Genomic DNA, 13,615 nt, shown 5'->3' with positions numbered 1-13,615 from the left:
ATGCGCGCGGCCTCCTGGGGCGTCCTCCGCCTGTCGTGGTCAGGGGAATCGCTTGCGGATCGCCGCCGTGATCGCTTCCGGCGCGTGCTCCTGGATGAAGTGCCGTGCGTTCGGCAGTTCGACCACCTCCAGGTCGGTGAAGGCGGCGCGTATCCGCGGGAGCGAGGTCCTCGGGCGGAACACCATGTCCTTCATTCCCCACACCACCAGGGCGGGCTTGTCGCCGAGCAGGGCGGGCACGTCCCGGGAGAGCCGGTCCAGCAGCGGGCGGGCGGCGCGGATCTGCCCGGGCATGGCGGCGAGGCCGCGGCGGGCCTGTGGGGTGGGCTGTACCGCGCGGTAGTGGTCGGCCTCGTTCGCGGTGAGCGTGCGCCTCAGTTCCGAGAGCATGACCCGTTCGATGAGGAAGTTCTGTTCGAGGATCCGCCGCTGCATGGGAGGGCTGCTCATGATGACGCTGAAGGCCCGGTTCGCCAGGGCGTCGACCGGCCAGAACACGGTGTTGCCCAGGACGGTCCCCCGCAGGCGGTCCGCTCGGCGGGTGGCCGCTCCCAGACCGATGGGGCCGCCCCAGTCGTGTCCCATCAGGACGAACCCGTCGAGTTCGAGGTGGTCGATGAGTTCGCCGAGGACGGTGGTGTGTTCGGCGACGGTGTAGCCGAAGGCGGCGGGGCGTTCGGACGGCCCGAAGCCCAGGTGGTCCACGGCGATGCAGCGGTAGCGGTCGCGCAGGTCCTTCACGAGGTGGCGGTAGAGGAAGCTCCAGGCCGGGGCGCCGTGGCAGAACAGGATGGTCGGCCCGGTCCCCTCGTCGATGTAGTGGACCCTGCCGGCGGAGGAGTCGAACCAGCGCGACTGGAAGGGGTACAGGTCTGTGTCGGGGACGAAGCCGGTCGGCACGGGGACTCCTTCTGTGGTGTGTCCGCCGCCCGGACGTCTCCGTCCGGTCGCGCCGCCGCGAACCCTTTGCGTGGAATTTCAGGGCCACCCTACAGAGCGGTCGCGCGGCGGGGGTCGCGGGCCCGTCGTGTGTGCGGGCGCCGTAGGCATCGGACGGGTGTTCGGTGATGTGCGTCACTCTGGGATGGCGTTTGCGGTTGGGTGTTCGGGTAGTGGGCTGGTGCACTCGCAGCTCCGTCCCGTACGGGTTCCGCAGTCCCGGGGCGTGTCGAGCGCGAGTGCCGGCCGCGCGCCGATCGGGGGGTGACGTGCGTGGCCGCGCCGTAGCCCCGGTCCGGGGGGAACCGGGTGACGGCGCTCCGAGAGGGCCCCTGCGCGGCGCCGCGTCGCGCGGGGGCCTCCGGGAGCGGGGACACTTCGTCGGCCGGCGAAACGAGTCGTGCCTAGGTTTTCGACCATGACTTCCGACGGACATCTGCGTATCGAACCCCGCATCCTCTACTTCGGGACCCCTGTGGCCCTGCTTTCGACGATCAACGGTGACGGGACGCCCAACCTGGCGCCCGTCTCGTCGGTCTGGGCGTTGGGGATGACGGTGGTGCTGGGGCTGGGGGCCACCGGGCAGACGGCGCGCAACCTGGGGGAAGGTGCCGGGCTGGTGGTGAACCTGCCCTCTGCCGACCTGTGGGAGCGGGTGGAGCGGTTGGCGCCGCTGACGGGGCGGTACCCGGTTCCCGAGGGGAAGCCGCCGGGCTGCCGGTTCGAGGCGGACAAGTTCGGTGCGGCGGGCCTGACGGCCCAGGCGTCGGAGCTGGTCGGTCCCCCGCGTGTGGTGGAGTGCCCGTTGCAGTTGGAGGCCGTGGTGCGCGAGGTGCGGCCGGACGGTTCCGGTGCCCATGTGGTGGTGGAGGCCGAGGTGGTGCGGGTGCATGCCCGGGAGGATGTGGTGGTGCCCGGGACCGACCATGTCGATCCGGAGCGCTGGCGGCCGCTGGTGTACAGCTTCCGGCACTACTTCGGGCTCGGTGCCGAGGTGGGCCACTCCCACCGCTCCGAGACCGCCGGGGGCCGCTCCCCCGCGTCGGTGCGGGGTGTCGCGTCGTAGGGCGGGTGCGTTCCGTTCGGCCGGCCCCGCCGTCCGGGGCCGGCCCTCCCCCATTGGTGGGTGCCCGGTACTGACAGGATCGGCCGTGTCGGTCCGGTGCCCGGGGTGCGGCCCCTCCCCTGCCGGGCCCGCTCGGGTGGAGGTCGCCGGTGGTGGAATTCGTGTGCGCGGGGTGCGGGGCGGTGCTGAGCGCGCCGGTGGAGCGGGTGGTGCTGCCCGACCACGCGCACCAGAAGTGGGGCAACGGTGTGCTGATGCCGGTGTTGATGCGTTCGGGGACGTATGCGGTGGACCCCCGGCGGTCGGGTCCGCCGTGGCTGCCGTGGGAGGCGGTGGACGAGGCGGAGGCGGCGGCCCACGGTGTTCTCGCCCCGGTGCACTCGGTGCCCCTGGGGGCGGCGGGGGCGGTGGTGCTGGCCCCGGGTGACGTCCGCGGAACGGTGCTGGTGACGGAGTGGTGTGCCGGTTACTGCTGCGGCTTGGACGGGTCCGCGGGGCCGAACCTGGCGTGCGCCGGGTGCGGGCGGGCGGTGGGCGCCCGGATCGACGACTGTTCGCTGTGGCAGTCGGTGCGCCTGGAGGCGGACGCGGTGCGGGCGGTGGGTTCCGGGTCCGTGCCTTCGGGGTGGGCGCGGGCGCTGGCGGATGCCCGGTGGGAGGAGCCTCCGGGCGGGGCGGCGCCGGGGCCCGGGGCGGGGGCGTGGCCGAGGGCCTCGGCCCTGGAGGGTGTGTGGGAGGCCGCCGCGGGGGCGGCGCTGGCGCATCTTGTGGTGGCGGGGGCGGGGGTGGGCGTGGTGTGCGAGGGGGCGGCGGCGGTGCTGTTCTCGGCCGCGTGCGAGGCGCTTCTCCCGGCCGGGGACCGGGGGTTGCGGACGGCGCTGGCGGGTCCGGGGCTCGGTGTGCCGGACGCGGATGTGCTGGTGGTGCCGGTGCATCCGCAGACGGGCGAGGTGTGGCGGCCCGGTGGGGGTGCGCCTGTGGTGCCGCTCGCCGCGGGCGCCTGGGCGCACCTGGCGCTGCCGGGCGGGGCGGCGTCGGCCCTGGCGTGGGGGCGGGCGCCGGAGCCGGCCCTGCTCGATGAGGTGTCGGTGGGGGTGCTGCCCCATCGGCGGTTCCGGCCGGACCGGGGGGTGTTCCTGGATGTGCTGGCCCGGCTCCCGCGGGTGAGGGAGCCGGTGGTGCGCGCGGTGTACGAGCGGGTGCAGGTTGCGTGGGACGCGTTCTAGGCGGGGGTCAGAGGGGGCGGGACCAGGTTTGGCCGGTGAGGTCGGTGCCGAAGGAGTGGTGGCGGTTCTCGGCGGTGAGGGTGAATCCGTGGGCCTGGTAGATGCGGCGGGCGGCGGCCAGGACGCTGTTGGTCCACAGGGTCATCCGGGTGAATCCGGCCTGGCGGGCGAAGTCCAGGCACTGGCGGACCAGGAGGGTGCCCAGGCCCAGGCCGCGGGCGGCGGGGTCGACCAGGAGCAGGCGCAGGCGGGCGGTGTCGGGGGCGTCCGGGTCGGGGACGCAGAAGACGCAGCCGGCGCGGGTGCCGTCGACTTCGGCGATCCAGGCGCCGCGGGGGCCGTCCTGGTCGGTGTAGTCGGCGACGATGCGGGCGACCAGTGCTTCGAAGTCGGTGTTCCAGCCGTATTCGCGGGCGTAGATCTCGCCGTGGGCCTGGATGGTCCATCCCAGGTCTCCGGGGCGGTCCAGGGGCCTGATCTCGGCCTTCGGTTCTCCCATGGCCGCACCTCCGTCACTGAAACACTCGTTTCAGTGCGATGATAGCCCCGTGACGGCGGCGGGAACAAACGCCCCTTCGGCGCGCGAGAGCGAGCTGCTGGAGGCGGCCTACACCTATGCGCTCGGCCATGGTCTGGCCGAGCTGTCCCTGCGTCCCCTGGCGGCGGCGATCGGGTCCAGTCCGCGGGTGCTGCTCTACCTCTTCGGGAGCAAGGAGGGGCTGATCCGCGCCCTGTTGGCGCGGGCGCGGCGGGACGAGCTGGACCTGGTGGACCGGGTCGGGCGGCGGGCCCGCGGGCGGGGCGGCGACCTGGCCTCGACGGCGCTGGAGCTGTGGCGGTGGCTGGCCGACGACGCCCACCGGGCGCTGTTGACCCTGTGGGCGGAGAGTTACGTGCGTTCGCTGACCGAGCCGCAGGGGCCGTGGGCGGGGTTCGCCGAGGCCACGGTGCGGGACTGGCTGGAGCTGCTGGCCGGGGCGCAGGACGTCGGGGAGCGGGGGTCCCCCGAGGGGGTGGCGCGGCGCACCCTGGTGTTGGCGGTGCTGCGCGGTGCGCTGCTGGACCTGTTGGCGACGGGGGACGTGGAGCGCACCACCGCGGCGGTCGGGCTGGCGCTGTCCCGGGCCGGGTGACTCAGCCGGCGGGTACGGCGCGGCGGAAGGTGCGCCGGTAGGCCGCCGGGGAGACGCCCAGGGCGGCGCGCAGGTGCTGGCGCAGGGAGGCGCCGGTGGCGAACCCGACCCGGGAGGCGACCTCCTCCACGGCCAGGTCGGTGGTCTCCAGCAGGTGGCGGGCGCGTTCCACGCGCTGGGCGGTGAGCCAGCGGCCCGGGCTGGTGCCGACCTCGTCGGTGAAGCGGCGTACGAAGGTGCGCAGGCTCATTCGGGCGTGGGCGGCCAGGTCGGCGAGGGAGAGGGGTTCGTCCAGGTGTTCCAGGGCCCACTGGCGGGTGGCGGCGGTGCCGGTGCGGTCGGGGTCGGGCACCGGGTGCTCGATGTACTGGGCCTGGCCGCCGTCGCGCCAGGGCGGGACGACGCACATGCGGGCGACGTGGTTGGCGACCTCGCTGCCGTGGTCGCGGCGGACCAGGTGCAGGCAGATGTCCACTCCGGAGGCGGCGCCGGCGGAGGTGAGCAGGTCGCCGTCGTCGACGAACAGCACGTCCGGGTCCAGGTCCACGTGGGGGTACCAGGCGCGGAAGACGTCGGTGAGCGCCCAGTGGGTGGTGGCCGGGCGCCCGTCCAGCAGGCCGGCGGCGGCCAGGGCGAACGCGGCGGTGCAGATGGACACCAGGCGGGTGCCCGGGCGCAGTCCGGCCAGGGCGGCCAGCAGTGCGGGCGGGGGTTCGCGGGTGATGCGCCCGGTGTCGAACGGGGGGATGACGACGGTGTCGGCCCGGGCCAGGAGTTCGGGGCCGTGGTCGACGGTGATGGAGAAGTCGGCGTTGGTGGGGACGGTGGGGCCTTCCAGGGCGCAGGTGCGCACCAGGTAGCGCCCGTCGGCGGAGCCGAACACCCGGGCGGGGATGCCCAGTTCGAAGGGGTAGACGCCGTCCAGGGCCAGGACGGCGACGAGGTGCGGGCGGGGTTCGGCGCTCATGGCATGATCGTATCGAAAGATGGCGATCATGCCATTGTCCGTCGGTCGGCCGCGGAGCAGGCTGGTTCCCATGAGTCACACGAGCGATGACGCGATGATGCGGGCGGTCTCCCAGGACGCCTACGGCGGCCCCGAGGTGCTGCGGGAGGTGCGCCTGCCCCGGCCGGTGCCCGGGCCGAGCCGGATCCTGGTGCGGGTGCGCGCCGCCGGGGTCAACCCCACCGACTGGAAGCACCGGGCGAACGCCGGGTTCCTGGACCGGCTCCCGCTGGTGCTGGGCTGGGACGTGGCCGGTGTGGTGGAGGCGGTCGGGTACGGGGTCACCCTGTTCGAGCCGGGCGACGAGGTGTTCGGGATGCTGCCGTACCCGTACGGGGTCGGCTCGCACGCCGAGTACGCGGTGGGGCCGGCCCGGGCGTTCGCGCGCAAGCCGGCCGGGATCGACCACGTCCAGGCCGGGGCGCTGCCGCTGGTGGCGCTGACCGCCTGGCAGGCCCTGGTGGACACCGCCGACGTGCGGCCCGGGCAGCGGGTGCTGGTGCACGCCGCCGCGGGCGGGGTGGGGCATGTGGCGGTGCAGATCGCCAAGGCCCGCGGGGCGTACGTGATCGGTACCGCCAGTGCGGCCAAGCACGGGCTGCTCAAGGAGTGGGGCGCCGACGAGGCGGTGGACTACCGGGAGGTGGACTTCGCCGAGGTGGTGCGCGATGTGGACGTGGTGCTGGACCCGTTCGCCGGTGAGGTGCTGGACCGGTCGCTGGGGGTGCTGCGGCCGGGCGGGATCGCGGTGTCGATCCTGGCGGTGACCGCCGGGCAGCGGGCCCGGGCGCGGGAGCTGGGGGTGCGGGTGGCGGGCCTGCTGGTGGAGGCCGACCACGCGGGGATGGCGGCGATCGCCGATCTGGTGGAGCGCGGTCTGCTGCGGGCGCACGTGCAGGAGGTGTTCCCGCTCGCGGAGGCGGCCCGGGCGCACGCGCTGGGCGATACCGGGCACGTGACCGGCAAGCTGGTGCTGGAGGTCTGACCGCGGGGCCGTCCCTGTCCGGGGCGGCCCCGGCTTTCGGCCTCTTTCGCGGCGGGGGCCGGGACCGCGCCTGCTCTCGAAGAGGTCACTCGTTGTCGGCCGGAAGCAGGTGCGTCGCCAGGCGCAGGGTCGGGCGGCTCATCCGGTGCCGGTGCTCGGCGAGGAAGTCGAGCAGGCGTCGTCGATCGATCTTGCCGGCCTCGCGCAGAGCGGTGCCGACCGGTTTGGTGACGAGTTCACTGGGGTCGTCGAGTAGGAGATCGGCCAGGGCGAGCGGGTCGTCGAGGTCCCCTTGCCTGATGAGCCAGAAGGAGGCGGTGATCGCGGTCCTCCGCTCGATCGCCGCCTCGGACCTCGCCAGATCGAACAGCGGTCGACGCGACTTGTCGAGCAGGTACCAGCCGACGACACGCGGGGCCGAGCGGTCGACGAGGTCCCAGATGTTGATGAATTCGTGGTGGTTCATGTAGGTCTCGTAGAGCCGACGCCGCCCGTCGTCGTCCAGGCTGCGGTGCCGCGCCTTGAAGTCGAGGATCGAGACGCCGACCATGCGCATCTCGTACCACGGGCCGGCCAACAGGCCGGGGACGTGGGAGAGGTCGATGTCCTCCCACTCCTCGGCGGTGTCGAACACCTCCCGCATCCGCACACCGATCGCGTCCAGGCCGCTGTCGGGCGGCAGGCGTCGCATGATCTTGTCCCTCTCCGCGGGGCTCTGCCGGTTGATCAAGGCGTCCTGGATCCGCTCAAGGGGCTGTGCCATTCCGCCGGCCTTCCTGTCGTCGGTCGGTGTTCCGGGGAACCCGCCGGTCCGGGCCCGGGCCACGGGTGAACACCCGGGACCGGGGCGGGTCCCCGATTCCAGAGAACACGTCAGAGCGTCCCGATGCCAGAGCGCGCGTCGCCCGTGTGCGGGCCGGGCCCGGGGGGTCGCCCGGCGGTCTCGTCGTCGGTCGGCGGGGTTCCGGCCGGTACGGCGGTGGCCGCGGTCGTTGCGCCTTTCCCGGCGGGGTCGCCGGACCGGTCCTCCCCCGGTCGTCTTCTCCCGTGTGCCGGCCGGGTGTACCGGTCAGGCGGTGGCGGGTTCGGGGAAGGGGACGCCGGCGGGGCGGCGGTGCGCCCAGGGGCGGGCCCGTTCCAGCTGGGCGGCCAGGCGCAGCAGGAGCCCCTCCCCCGCCGCCGGGGCGATGAACTGCACGCCCAGCGGCAGTCCGGTGTCGGTCCAGTGAAGGGGCACGGACATGGCGGGGGTGCCGGTGAGGTTGGCCAGGAGGGTGAACGGGGTCGCGGTCAGGTTGTTCATGACCTCGGTGGTGACCAGGTCGGTGCGGGTCACCAGCCATTCGGTGCGGGTGCGCACCAGGAGGCGTTCGGCGCCGCGCAGCCAGGCGGGCGGGTCCAGGCGTCCGATCGTCACCGGCGGGCCGGCGATGGTGGGCGTCAGCAGCAGGTCGTAGCGGGAGTGGAAGTCGGCCAGCGCCAGGATGTGGGCGTTCCAGCGGTCGTGGCCGCGCACGTAGTCGCCCGCGGTGCGGGCCCGGCCCATGGCGGCCAGGATGAGGGTGTCGGGTTCGAAGTCGTCGTCGGTGCAGCCGGTGTCGGCCTTGACGCCGTCGACCAGGGCGGCCATGGACCCGTACCAGAGGGTGAGGAAGTCCTCGGTCAGGGCGCGGCCGTCGATGGCGGGTTCGGCCTCGGACACGTCGTGGCCCAGGTCCTCCAGCAGGGCGGCGGCGTCGCGTACGGCGCGCACGGCCTCGTGGTGGACTCGGGTGCCCAGGGGCGATCGGTCGGTGAAGCCGATGCGCAGCCTTCCCGGTTCGCGGTCGGTCTCGGCGGTGTAGGGGCGTTCGGGCGGGGCGATGGGGTAGGGCGAGGTGGGTTCGGGGCCGGCCATGACGTCCAGGAGCAGGGCGCTGTCGCGGACGGTGCGGGTCAGGACGCCGTTGACGGAGGCGCCGTGCATGGGTTCGCCCCAGGCGGGGCCGAAGGGGACCCGGCCCCGGCCGGGTTTGAGGCCGAACAGGCCGCAGCAGGCGGCGGGGATGCGGATGGAGCCGCCGCCGTCGTTGCCGCCCGCGGCGGGTACGACGCCGGCGGCGACGGCGGCGGCCGAGCCTCCGGAGGATCCGCCGGGGGTGTGGGCGGTGTTCCAGGGGTTGCGGGCGGGGCCGAACTCGCGGGGTTCGGTGATGCCCTTGGCTCCGAATTCGGGCACGTTGGTCTTGGCGAAGGGGACCAGGCCGGCGTCGAGCCAGCGGCGGACGATCTCGGCGTGGCCGGTGGCGGGCACGTGGCGCAGGGCGCGGTTGCCGGCGGAGGTGGGGAATCCGGCGTAGTCCTGGAAGAGGTCCTTGAGCAGGAAGGGCACTCCGGACAGGGGGCCTGCCGGGGGGCGGGCGGCCCGGCGGCGGGCCTCGTCGTACATCTTCAGGACGAGGGCGTTGAGGCGGGGTTCGACCTGTTCGGCGCGGTGGATCGCGGCCTCCAGCACCTCGGGGGCGCTCACCCGGCCCGTGGCGATGAGGTCGGCCAGGCCCACGGCATCGTGTTGCAGGTATTCGTCGACTCGCATGCACGGAACCTAACACCGTTATGAAACGTGTTCTAGTTCTGTGCGGCTCACACTCGCAGGGTCTCGCCCTCGCGGGCGTGGGCGACCGGGCGCCCCAGGGCGGCGCCGGCGCGGGCCGCGGCCCGCTCGGGGGTCAGGGAGGGGCCGGTGTGGGTCAGGACCAGGCGGGCCGCCCCGGCCTCGGCGGCCGCGGCGGCGGCCTCCTCCGGGGTCAGATGCGCCCGCTCCTCCCCCGGCGGCGGGGCGTCGTGGTCGGCCTCGCACAGGAACAGGTCGGCGCCGCGGGCGGCGGCCGCCAGCTGCGGGCAGGGGGCGCTGTCGCCGCTGTAGGCCAGGGTGCGCCCGTCGTGGCGGGCGCGCAGCGCGTAGGCCGGCACGTCGTGCACCACCGCGTGCGAGGTCAGTTCCAGGTCGCCCAGGCGCACCCGGTGGCCGTCGTGCAGGTCATGGAAGGAGAACGTGTTCTCCAGGAACGCGGTGTCGGGTCGGCCGAAGAACCCCGCCAGCCGCCGCGCCAGCCCGGCGGGGGCGTAGACCGGGATCGGCCCCGCGGCGGCGAGGCCGCCGTAGCGCAGCGCGTAGAACGCCGCGGCCAGGTCGGCGCAGTGGTCGGCGTGCAGGTGGGAGATCCACACCGCGTCCAGGGCGGCGGGGTCGGCGTGGGCGCGCAGGGCCGCCAGGGTCCCGAACCCGGCGTCCACCCACACCGACCGCTCCCCCGCCCGCAGCAGGTACCCCGAGCAGGGCCGGCCGGGCAGCGGGGCGGGTGAGGCCGTGCCCAGCACGGTCACCGTCATGGTCATGCCGCGGCTCCGGGGCGCAGGCGGTCCAGCAGGCCGGGGGTCTCGGGGTAGGGGCGCTCGGCGGGCAGCAGGGCGGCGGCCGCCTCCGTCTCTCCCCGCCGGACCAGGTCGTGGACGCGGTGGACGGCGGGGGTGGCGTCGGTGATGGAGACGATCCACTCGTCGGCGTAGCGGGTGGAGGCCTCGCCCGCCAGCCCCAGCTGGAGGGAGCGGTGCTCCAGGGGGCGCAGGCGCAGGTCGCGTTCGGGATCCCACTGCACCCGGGCGGGGGCGGCGGCCAGCTCCCGCCGCCAGGCGTCGCGGTCGGCGTGCACCCCGGGCCTGTAGTGGGACAGGCAGGCGCGGCGCAGCGCCCACTCGAAGCCCTCGCGGGTGATCTCCACCGCCAGCACCGTCTCCTGGCCCTCCTTGCGGGCCCATCCGCACCGGTACATCATCCACAGGTACGAGGGCTTGATCCAGGTCATGCGGCCGCGCTTCCAGTCGGCGGGGAAGCGGCCGTCGCGGGCGGCGGGCAGCCCCAGGCGCGGGGAGTAGGCCTGGTAGACGGTCACCGTGGTGTCGGTGTACCGGGCGCGGATCTGGTGGAGCGGGACCTCGGTGTTCACGGTGTTCACCCTGGCCGCACCCGCCCCGCCCCCGCAAGCCGATTTCGCGGCGGTCAGCGGCCGTGCAGGGGGACGGCGGCCTTGAGGAGCATCTCCGCGTACTCGTCCTCGGGGTCGGAGTCCAGGACGATGGCGCCGCCCGCGCCGACGGTCAGCTCCTCGCCCCGGCGGACGGCGGTGCGGATGGCGATGCTCAGGTCCGCGGCGCCGGAGTCCGACAGGTAGCCCAGGGCGCCGGAGTAGACGCCGCGCGCCGACCCCTCCAGGGCGTCGATGATCTCCATGGTGCGCAGCTTGGGGGCGCCGGTCATGGACCCGCCGGGGAAGCAGGCGCGGACGGCGCCCACCGCCGACACGTCGGCGCGCAGCCGCCCGCGGACGGTGGACACCAGCTGGTGGACGGTGGCGTAGGACTCGGTGTACATGAACGCGGGCACGCCGACGGTGCCGACCTCGCACACCCGGCCCAGGTCGTTGCGGAGCAGGTCGACGATCATGAGGTTCTCGGCGCGGGTCTTGGCGCCGGTGCGCAGCTCCCGGGCCAGGCGGGCGTCGGTGGCCGGGTCGGGGTGGCGGGGGGCGGTGCCCTTGATGGGGCGGCTCTCGGCCTCGCCCTCGCCCGTCACCCGCAGGAAGCGCTCGGGTGAGGCGCTGAGCACGCTGGTGGGGCCCAGGCGCAGCAGGGCGGCGTAGGGCGCCGGGGAGGCGGCCCGCAGGCGGCGGTAGAAGTCCAGGTCGGTGCCGGTGTAGCGGGTGTGCAGGCGGTTGGTCAGGCAGATCTCGTAGCTCTCCCCCGCCGCCAGCTGGGCCAGGCACTCCTTGATGTCGTTGAGGTAGCCCTCGCGGGGGCGTTCCAGCAGGCCGGCGGGGTCTTCGGGGGCGGCGGCCGGGGGCGGGGCGCCCAGCGGGGGGAGGTCGGCCAGGGCGGCGGCGGTGGCCGCCAGCCAGGCGTCGCCGTCGGGTCCGTCGTCGGCGCAGACCAGGTGGGTGCGGCCGGTGTGGTGGTCCACGGCGACGAACCGGTCGCAGCGCAGCCACACCGCGTCGGGGGTGGGCGGGGTGTGGGCGGCGGGGGCGCCGCAGTCGGCCTTGAGCTCGTAGCCGAAGTAGCCCACGTACCCGCCGGTGAACTCGAAGGGCAGCGGAGCGGGGGTGCGCGGCCGCTGCCGGCGTTCCAGGGCGTCGAACACGGTGCCGGGCTCGGTGGCGGCGGTGCCGTCGGGGCGCCGGACATGGACGGGGCCACCGACCCGGTAGGTGAGGACCTCGCCGGTGGCCGCGCCCAGGAAGGAGAAGCGGGCCGGGCCCTGGGGGCGGGAGCTGTCCAGCCAGAACGCGTACCCGGCGTCGCCGTACAGGCGGGCGAAGGCGGCCTCGGTGTCCACCGCGCCCTCCAGGGTGCGGGTACGCGGTGCGGGGGCGGCCCCGGGGAGGGCGGCGGGAGGTGCGGGGCGCGCGGGCGGCGCCGGGGCGGGGCGGTGGGGGCGGGCCAGGTCCAGGAAGTTGCCGATGAGGGCGGCGCCGTGCTCCCCCGCGATCGACTCGGGGTGGAACTGCACCCCCCAGCGGGGCAGGTCGCGGTGCTCCAGGGCCATGACCACGCCGTCCTCGGCCCAGGCGGTGGCCGCCACGGGGGCGGGCAGGGGTTCGGGGACGGCCAGCGAGTGGTAGCGCACGGCGGTGAAGTCCTGGGGGATCCCCGCGAACAGGCCGGTGCCGGTGTGGCGGACGCGGGTGAGGTGGCCGTGCCGGGGCTGGGGAGCGGACTGGACGTCGGCTCCGGCCAGGTGGGCGATGGCCTGGTGGCCCAGGCACACGCCCAGCACCGGCAGGGGTGTGGCGGCCAGCAGTTCGGGGACGCGGCCCAGGTCGCGGGGGTGCTGGGGGCGGCCCGGGCCGGGCGAGACGACGACGGCGTCCAGGTCCGCGAAGTCGAACCCGTCCCAGGCGGGGTCGTCGTTGGTGAGCACGGCGGGCTCGGCCCCGGCGACCTCGGCGATCAGCTGGAACAGGTTATAGGTGTAGGAGTCGTGGTTGTCCACGAGCAGAACGCGCATCCCGCCCCTTCTCCTGTGGATGGCGACATTCCAGGATACGGGGAGCCCGCCGGGGTCCGGTCGTCCACAGGGGCGCGGTGCCCCCTGGTGCGGGCGGGGCGGCCCGGGTACACAGGAAGTGGGGACTTCCCCTCGTTGAAGGGAGTACGCGGTGACCGGTCTGTTCGTCGCGGTCGCGGTCCTGGTGCTGGTGGCGCTGGGCGTCTATCTCGCGGTCACCGTCTCGGCCTCGGTGGGCGCGGGCAGGGCCGACCCGGGGCCGCGGCGCCCACCGGTGGACCGGGCCCAGGAGGAGCTGCGGCTGAGGTACGCGCGCGGGGAGATCGGCCGGGAGGAGTACCTGCAGCGCAAGATCGACCTGGAGTGAGCCCCGCCCCGTTCCGGGGCGGCGGTGCGGCCCGGCCGTGGGCCGGGTCTCAGTGGTGCGGGATGGGAACGCCCGCGGAGCGGAGCTCGGCCTCGACCAGTGCGTTGAGCCGGGCCCAGGCCGGCGACCGGTCCTCGCGGTGGTGGTCGATCATCCCGTACCGGGTGGCGGTGTCGGGTCCGATCCTGAAGTCCGCCGGCACCGCCAGCAGTTCGCGGTCGGTCAGCAGGTTGGCGGCGATGGCCGTGGCGAGCTCCTCGATCCGTGGGTCCTCGGGTTCCCAGGACTCCGCCTCCACACTGCGCTTGATCAGGTCGACGTACCCGGGGTCGTCCAGCCGGTGTTCGAGGTTGGTCAGGAAGTGGTCCAGGCCCTCCGGTGCCAGCGCCCGGAACAGCACCAGGGCCTCGCGTTGGCCGGCCACGTAGTCGGGACCGAAGCCGAGTCCGGCCATCCGGTCCAGGACCGCGAGGGCGCGGTCGGACAGCAGGGCACGGTCGTCGGCGAGCCGGTACAGCGCGTCCCGTCGGGCGATCAGGTCCGTGATCCGGTCGGTCAGACGCCGCTCGACGTCGGTGAGGGCGTCGGCGAACCGCTCCGGGTCGGCGTCGAGCAGGGACGCGATCTCCGACAGCGGTACGCCTGCGGTGGCCAGTGTCCGGGCCTGGACCAGCCGCAGCAGGTCGTCCGAGCCGTACCTGCGGTAGCCGGAGCCGTCACGCCGCGGTTCGGCGAGGAGGCCGAGCCGGTGGTAGTGCCGCACGGTCTTGACCGTGACCCCCGCGAACGCCGCCGCCTGCCCGATCGTGACGCCCTCGGCCCGGTCCCCCGTCATCGGTTCGGCCCGGGT

Annotated in this window: 14 protein-coding genes; 5 read left to right on the top strand and 9 right to left on the bottom strand. The window is 74.5% G+C overall.

Going from position 1 to position 13,615, the window contains the following annotated elements; all coding sequences use genetic code 11:
- Nucleotides 1–39 precede the first annotated feature (39 nt).
- On the bottom strand, nucleotides 40–900 hold the full coding sequence (locus tag ABZ249_RS12560) for a haloalkane dehalogenase (RefSeq protein ID WP_355261194.1): 861 nt from the start codon (nucleotides 898–900) through the stop codon (nucleotides 40–42).
- 457 nt (nucleotides 901–1,357) lie between these two features.
- Between ABZ249_RS12560 and ABZ249_RS12555 the strand changes: the two genes are divergently transcribed.
- Both ABZ249_RS12555 and ABZ249_RS12550 read left to right on the top strand, forming a co-directional pair.
- Nucleotides 1,358–2,005, top strand: coding sequence for a flavin reductase family protein (locus ABZ249_RS12555; RefSeq protein ID WP_355261191.1), 648 nt, complete (start codon nucleotides 1,358–1,360; stop codon nucleotides 2,003–2,005).
- Between the two features lie 149 nt (nucleotides 2,006–2,154).
- Nucleotides 2,155–3,231 (top strand): hypothetical protein, encoded by a 1,077-nt coding sequence (locus tag ABZ249_RS12550; protein ID WP_355261188.1) that lies wholly within the window; start codon nucleotides 2,155–2,157, stop codon nucleotides 3,229–3,231.
- A 7-nt stretch (nucleotides 3,232–3,238) separates the two neighbouring features.
- Here ABZ249_RS12550 and ABZ249_RS12545 read toward each other — a convergent pair whose 3' ends face one another.
- Nucleotides 3,239–3,730 (bottom strand): GNAT family N-acetyltransferase, encoded by a 492-nt coding sequence (locus ABZ249_RS12545; RefSeq protein ID WP_355261185.1) that lies wholly within the window; start codon nucleotides 3,728–3,730, stop codon nucleotides 3,239–3,241.
- Nucleotides 3,731–3,779: 49 nt separating this feature from the next.
- Here ABZ249_RS12545 and ABZ249_RS12540 point away from each other — a divergent pair, with 49 nt between their 5' ends.
- Entirely contained in the window at nucleotides 3,780–4,364 is a 585-nt protein-coding gene (locus tag ABZ249_RS12540; protein WP_355261182.1) for a TetR/AcrR family transcriptional regulator, read from the top strand.
- Nucleotide 4,365: 1 nt separating this feature from the next.
- Here the strand turns inward: ABZ249_RS12540 and ABZ249_RS12535 are convergent, their stop codons facing one another.
- On the bottom strand, nucleotides 4,366–5,331 hold the full coding sequence (locus ABZ249_RS12535; RefSeq protein WP_355261179.1) for a helix-turn-helix domain-containing protein: 966 nt from the start codon (nucleotides 5,329–5,331) through the stop codon (nucleotides 4,366–4,368).
- A gap of 70 nt (nucleotides 5,332–5,401) precedes the next feature.
- On the opposite strand from ABZ249_RS12535, the gene ABZ249_RS12530 reads away from it, so the two are divergent.
- Nucleotides 5,402–6,355, top strand: a complete 954-nt coding sequence (locus tag ABZ249_RS12530; RefSeq protein WP_355261176.1) for an NADP-dependent oxidoreductase — start codon at nucleotides 5,402–5,404, stop codon at nucleotides 6,353–6,355.
- A gap of 85 nt (nucleotides 6,356–6,440) precedes the next feature.
- On the opposite strand, the gene ABZ249_RS12525 is transcribed toward ABZ249_RS12530, so the two are convergent.
- The 5 genes from ABZ249_RS12525 to pabB form a co-directional block, all read right to left on the bottom strand.
- Nucleotides 6,441–7,118, bottom strand: a complete 678-nt coding sequence (locus ABZ249_RS12525) for a DNA alkylation repair protein (protein WP_355261173.1) — start codon at nucleotides 7,116–7,118, stop codon at nucleotides 6,441–6,443.
- 306 nt (nucleotides 7,119–7,424) lie between these two features.
- Nucleotides 7,425–8,930: an amidase gene (locus ABZ249_RS12520; protein WP_355261170.1), complete on the bottom strand. Its 1,506-nt coding sequence runs from the start codon at nucleotides 8,928–8,930 to the stop codon at nucleotides 7,425–7,427.
- A gap of 47 nt (nucleotides 8,931–8,977) precedes the next feature.
- Entirely contained in the window at nucleotides 8,978–9,733 is a 756-nt protein-coding gene (locus tag ABZ249_RS12515; RefSeq protein ID WP_355261167.1) for an MBL fold metallo-hydrolase, read from the bottom strand.
- Nucleotides 9,730–10,341, bottom strand: coding sequence for a DUF4291 domain-containing protein (locus ABZ249_RS12510; protein WP_355261164.1), 612 nt, complete (start codon nucleotides 10,339–10,341; stop codon nucleotides 9,730–9,732). The genes ABZ249_RS12515 and ABZ249_RS12510 overlap by 4 nt, the downstream gene beginning before the upstream one ends.
- 53 nt (nucleotides 10,342–10,394) lie before the next feature.
- A complete protein-coding gene (gene pabB, locus ABZ249_RS12505) occupies nucleotides 10,395–12,398 on the bottom strand; it encodes an aminodeoxychorismate synthase component I (protein ID WP_355261161.1) in 2,004 nt (667 codons plus the stop codon).
- A gap of 151 nt (nucleotides 12,399–12,549) precedes the next feature.
- On the opposite strand from pabB, the gene ABZ249_RS12500 reads away from it, so the two are divergent.
- The gene (locus ABZ249_RS12500) at nucleotides 12,550–12,765 is read left to right on the top strand and encodes an SHOCT domain-containing protein (RefSeq protein ID WP_355261158.1); all 216 of its coding nucleotides are present in this window, start codon (nucleotides 12,550–12,552) and stop codon (nucleotides 12,763–12,765) included.
- Nucleotides 12,766–12,814: 49 nt separating this feature from the next.
- On the opposite strand, the gene ABZ249_RS12495 is transcribed toward ABZ249_RS12500, so the two are convergent.
- Complete coding sequence (locus ABZ249_RS12495) at nucleotides 12,815–13,600, bottom strand: MerR family transcriptional regulator (RefSeq protein WP_355261155.1); 786 nt, start codon at nucleotides 13,598–13,600, stop codon at nucleotides 12,815–12,817.
- Nucleotides 13,601–13,615 lie beyond the last annotated feature (15 nt).

It is taken from the genome of Nocardiopsis sp. NPDC006139 (genome assembly GCF_040614155.1).
GTDB classification, from domain to species: Bacteria; Actinomycetota; Actinomycetes; order Streptosporangiales; family Streptosporangiaceae; genus Nocardiopsis; species Nocardiopsis changdeensis.
This window is presented reverse-complemented; position numbering and strand designations above follow the sequence as displayed.

Bases quoted from the DNA above. Each gene is read 5' to 3' on its own strand.
- ABZ249_RS12555 (WP_355261191.1), top strand. From the start codon at position 1,358: ATGACTTCCGACGGACATCTGCGTATCGAACCCCGCATCCTCTACTTC.
- ABZ249_RS12545 (WP_355261185.1), bottom strand. From the start codon at position 3,730: ATGGGAGAACCGAAGGCCGAGATCAGGCCCCTGGACCGCCCCGGAGAC.
- ABZ249_RS12535 (WP_355261179.1), bottom strand. From the start codon at position 5,331: ATGAGCGCCGAACCCCGCCCGCACCTCGTCGCCGTCCTGGCCCTGGAC.
- ABZ249_RS12530 (WP_355261176.1), top strand. From the start codon at position 5,402: ATGAGTCACACGAGCGATGACGCGATGATGCGGGCGGTCTCCCAGGAC.
- ABZ249_RS12525 (WP_355261173.1), bottom strand. From the start codon at position 7,118: ATGGCACAGCCCCTTGAGCGGATCCAGGACGCCTTGATCAACCGGCAG.
- ABZ249_RS12520 (WP_355261170.1), bottom strand. From the start codon at position 8,930: ATGCGAGTCGACGAATACCTGCAACACGATGCCGTGGGCCTGGCCGAC.
- ABZ249_RS12515 (WP_355261167.1), bottom strand. From the start codon at position 9,733: ATGACCATGACGGTGACCGTGCTGGGCACGGCCTCACCCGCCCCGCTG.
- pabB (WP_355261161.1), bottom strand. From the start codon at position 12,398: ATGCGCGTTCTGCTCGTGGACAACCACGACTCCTACACCTATAACCTG.
- ABZ249_RS12495 (WP_355261155.1), bottom strand. From the start codon at position 13,600: ATGACGGGGGACCGGGCCGAGGGCGTCACGATCGGGCAGGCGGCGGCG.